This window comes from Mycobacterium sp. 1245852.3 (genome assembly GCF_001669335.1).
GTDB lineage: Bacteria > Actinomycetota > Actinomycetes > Mycobacteriales > Mycobacteriaceae > Mycobacterium > Mycobacterium europaeum_A.
Map to the genome: position 1 here is coordinate 1 of NZ_LZLL01000494.1, position 3,424 is coordinate 3,424.

The window sequence follows — 3,424 nt, forward strand, 5'->3', positions numbered from 1 at the left end:
CGCACGAACACCGATCCCAAGGGCATCGTGCGGACCGTCGACGAATATGCCGTGCACCCGTGGGGCCTCTACATCGCCCGGCCCACCCCCGGTCGCGCGCAGTTCCATTACCTCGAGTCGTGGCTGCTGCCGTCGTTGGGGTTGCGCGCCACGGTGTTTCATTTCAATCCCGGGCATGAACGGGACCTGGACGTCTACCTGGATGTGGGCGAATACCAGCCCGGCCCCACCGCGTGGCATTCCGAAGATCACTACCTGGACATCGAGGTCCGCACCGGGATCGGGGCGGAACTCACCGATGTCGACGAGCTGCTCGACGCCGTCCGCCACGGCCTGCTCACCCCCGAGGTCGCCGCGCAGGCGGTGCAGCGGGCGGTGACCGCCGTCGACGGGCTGGCCCGCAACGGCTATGACCTGTCGCGCTGGCTGGCGCACCACGGCATGCAGTTGACCTGGCGCGGGCGTGCCGCGTCGCCGGACCACGTGTCATGACGGACTTCGCCGGTCTGCCTCGCGCGGTGCGCGCGGCGCTGCGCGAGGAACCCGTGCCGGACTGGCGGCCGCCGACGCTGGCCACGCTCACCGAGGATCGGTTCTCCGATCCACACTGGATCTTCGAGCGCAAGTTCGACGGCATGCGTTGCCTGGCGTTTCGCGACGGCGACCGGTTGCGGCTGTTGTCGCGGAATCGTCAGACGCTCAACGGAACCTACCCCGAGCTGGTGGATGCGCTCGCCGGCCAGCGCACCACTCGCTTCGTCGTGGACGGCGAGGTGGTGGCGTTCGAGGGCCGCCGGACCAGCTTCGCCCGGCTGCAGGGCCGGCTGGGCATCACCGACCCCGAGTTCGCCCGCGCATCCCCGGTGCGCGTCTTCTACTACGTTTTCCCGGCCGCCCGTACTACGCCGCCGACGGCGCCGCCCATGACCCCTACGAGCGACTGACCGTCGCGCTGGACGAGGGCGAACTGCGCTATGCCGACCTGCGCAAATTGCGCGGGGTGTGGCTGGCCGACGATCCGGACGACATCGCGCATGTCACCGGCCCACAGGGCCCCGATGCGCTGGGCCTGCGCCTGCGGGAGTTCCGCGACGCGCTGGCCGCGCGATCGGCCAGGTCGCGACAGCTCAAGCCCACGCTGATGGACCAGTCGGCGATCGCCGGGCTCGGCAACCTGCTGGCCGACGAGATCTGTTGGCGGGCCAGACTTCGGCCCACCCTTCCGATCAGGGAGCTGGACGACGACGACGTGCAGGGCCTGCATGGCGCGATGACTCGGGTGCTGCGGACCGCGGTGCGCCATGGCCGGGTGCCGGGCCTGCCGCGCTGGCTGACCGGGGTGCGTGACGAACCGGACCCGCACTGCCCACGCTGCGGCACCCGGCTGGAACGTGGCCGGGTGGGCGGCCGCACGACGCTGTGGTGTCCGCGCTGCCAGCCGTAGGGCAATCGATGTGGCCCCCCGATCAGGCTGGTTGTAATGTCAGCCGCTATGAGCTGCCAGGCCCGCGGGCTGCTGCCGATCGCCGCCGTGACCGCCCTCGCCGTTGTGAATCCGGCGGTCGCACGGGCGGATCTGCACAACATCACCTATCGGGCCAGGATCGACGGCGTCACGACCGGGAGCCAGGCCACCTTCGTGATCAACGGCGGTCAGACGAACACGGCCGGGCTTAGCTCGGTGCCCGGCAACGCATTCGAGGCCGACACGGTGTTGCCCGACCCGCAGCAGGCCGGCATGCGCATCGTGGTGCGCTTCCCCTATGCGGCGAACGTGCACTGCGAAATCGACGTGGACGACAACGTTTTCGTCCAGTCCGACCAGATGGTCAGACCGGTCGCGGGCAACGCCGATCCCATGAACGGGGCGCTGCAGTGCGGCGCACCCTTGCCCTAGATTCGCCTCAGGGCTTCCAGCCCGTCGAGTCGGCCCACTCCCAGGCCCGCCGGTAGGCGTCGAGGAACCACGGCTCTTTAGCGGCGACATAGCGCAGGATGTCTCCGCCACCAGTGCTGTCGGCTCTGCGTTTTACGGTCAGATACTCGGCGCGCACAGCGGGATTGGCTTTGAGCCAGTCCCGGAACAGCAAGGCGAATTGCTGATTGGGCCGGCCGTCGACCCGGATGTGCACATTGGTCGGCCGCCCGGGATCGGCCGAAGCATGAACTTTCTTGTGCCACAACGCCTCGTGGTCGCTATGGTCGTATCGCGCTACGGTGCTGCGCGCGTCGGGTTTGGGGAAATCTTGAGTGATGTGCTTGGGGCGCGGATAACCGGCGGCAAGTAACGGCTCGGCGAGTTCGTCGGCTTCGGCAAGGGATTCGACGGTGATCTGAATGTCGATGACGTCCTTGGCCGGAAAGTCGGGCACGGCCGTCGACCCGATGTGATCGACGCGCAACGCCCGGTGACCGCAGGCCGTCTTGAGGCGGTTGACGATCCGTTGCGCCTGGTCCGGCCAGGTCGGGTCCGGTGGCACCAACCGCGCTGGTGCGCGCGCGTACTGCCGTTGGCTCAGGTTGTGGGCGAACGGCACGATGCGGTGGTCCCACAACTGCTGGGCGCGCTGCACCAAGTCTTCCGGGCTGCCCGAGTTGTCCAGCCAGATGTCGGCGACCGCGCGGCGCTGCTCGTCGCTGGCCTGCGCGGCGATCCTCGCCCGCGCATCCTCCTCGGCCATGCCGCGCTGATCGACCAGCCGCCGCAGCCGCACCTCGACATCGGCGTACACGATGACGACGAGCGGGAACAGCGGAGCCATCCCGGATTCCACCAGCAGCGGAATGTCCTCGACCACAACGGAATCCTCGGGCACCGACGCGATGATCTCCGAACGGCGATTGCCCACCAGGGGGTGGACAATCCCGTTCAGCGTCTTGCGTGCCTCGTCATCACGAAACGCCTTGGCGGCCAACGCCGGACGATCCAGCGATCCGTCCGCGAGCAGGATGTCGCTGCCGAACGCCTCGACCAGCGCGGCCAGGCCTTCGGTGCCGGGCTCGACCACCTCGCGCGCGATGACGTCGCCGTCGACGATGACGGCACCGCAGCGCGCGAACGTGGACGACAGCGCCGACTTGCCGGCGCCGATGCCACCGGTCAGCCCGATACGCAGCATGGCGTGGTCGCCGACGGCGTCACGCGTTGCCGGCGAGTTTCTCCCGCAGCGCCGCCAATTGGGCGTCGCTGGCCAGCGAACCGCCCGCCTTCTCCTCCCGCGCACCGTTGCCCGGCGACTGCTCGGCGTGCCCGGCGGCCTCGGCAGCGGCGAACTTCTCCATCTGCGCAGTGTGCATCTTGTGCCGCCGCTCGGCCTCGGCGTAGCGGGCCTCCCACTCGGCGCGCTGCTTCTCGAATCCCTCGAGCCATTCGTTGGTCTCGGAATCGAAGCCCTCGGGGAAGATGTAGTTGCCCTGCTCGTCG

General features: G+C 68.9%; 4 protein-coding genes and 2 pseudogenes. 4 read left to right on the plus strand and 2 right to left on the minus strand.

Features of this window, described 5'->3' with window-relative positions; translation table 11 throughout:
* Positions 1-27 precede the first annotated feature (27 nt).
* The 4 genes and pseudogenes from A9W96_RS21950 (at position 28) to A9W96_RS21965 (ending at position 1,897) form a co-directional block, all read left to right on the plus strand.
* Positions 28-492, plus strand: coding sequence for a DUF402 domain-containing protein (locus tag A9W96_RS21950; RefSeq protein ID WP_067143036.1), 465 nt, complete (start codon positions 28-30; stop codon positions 490-492).
* Positions 489-887: pseudogene (locus tag A9W96_RS21955) on the plus strand (ATP-dependent DNA ligase); the annotation flags it as partial. The gene A9W96_RS21950 and the pseudogene A9W96_RS21955, both read left to right, overlap by 4 nt.
* A gap of 113 nt (positions 888-1,000) precedes the next feature.
* Positions 1,001-1,444, plus strand: coding sequence for a zinc finger domain-containing protein (locus A9W96_RS21960; protein ID WP_369830859.1), 444 nt, complete (start codon positions 1,001-1,003; stop codon positions 1,442-1,444).
* A gap of 48 nt (positions 1,445-1,492) precedes the next feature.
* Complete coding sequence (locus tag A9W96_RS21965; protein WP_066866919.1) at positions 1,493-1,897, plus strand: hypothetical protein; 405 nt, start codon at positions 1,493-1,495, stop codon at positions 1,895-1,897.
* Positions 1,898-1,904: 7 nt separating this feature from the next.
* On the opposite strand, the gene coaE is transcribed toward A9W96_RS21965, so the two are convergent.
* Together coaE and rpsA are read right to left on the minus strand one after the other, a co-directional pair.
* The gene (gene coaE / locus A9W96_RS21970) at positions 1,905-3,119 is read right to left on the minus strand and encodes a dephospho-CoA kinase (protein WP_067143033.1); all 1,215 of its coding nucleotides are present in this window, start codon (positions 3,117-3,119) and stop codon (positions 1,905-1,907) included.
* 19 nt (positions 3,120-3,138) lie between these two features.
* A pseudogene (rpsA, locus tag A9W96_RS21975) lies at positions 3,139-3,424 on the minus strand (30S ribosomal protein S1); the annotation flags it as partial.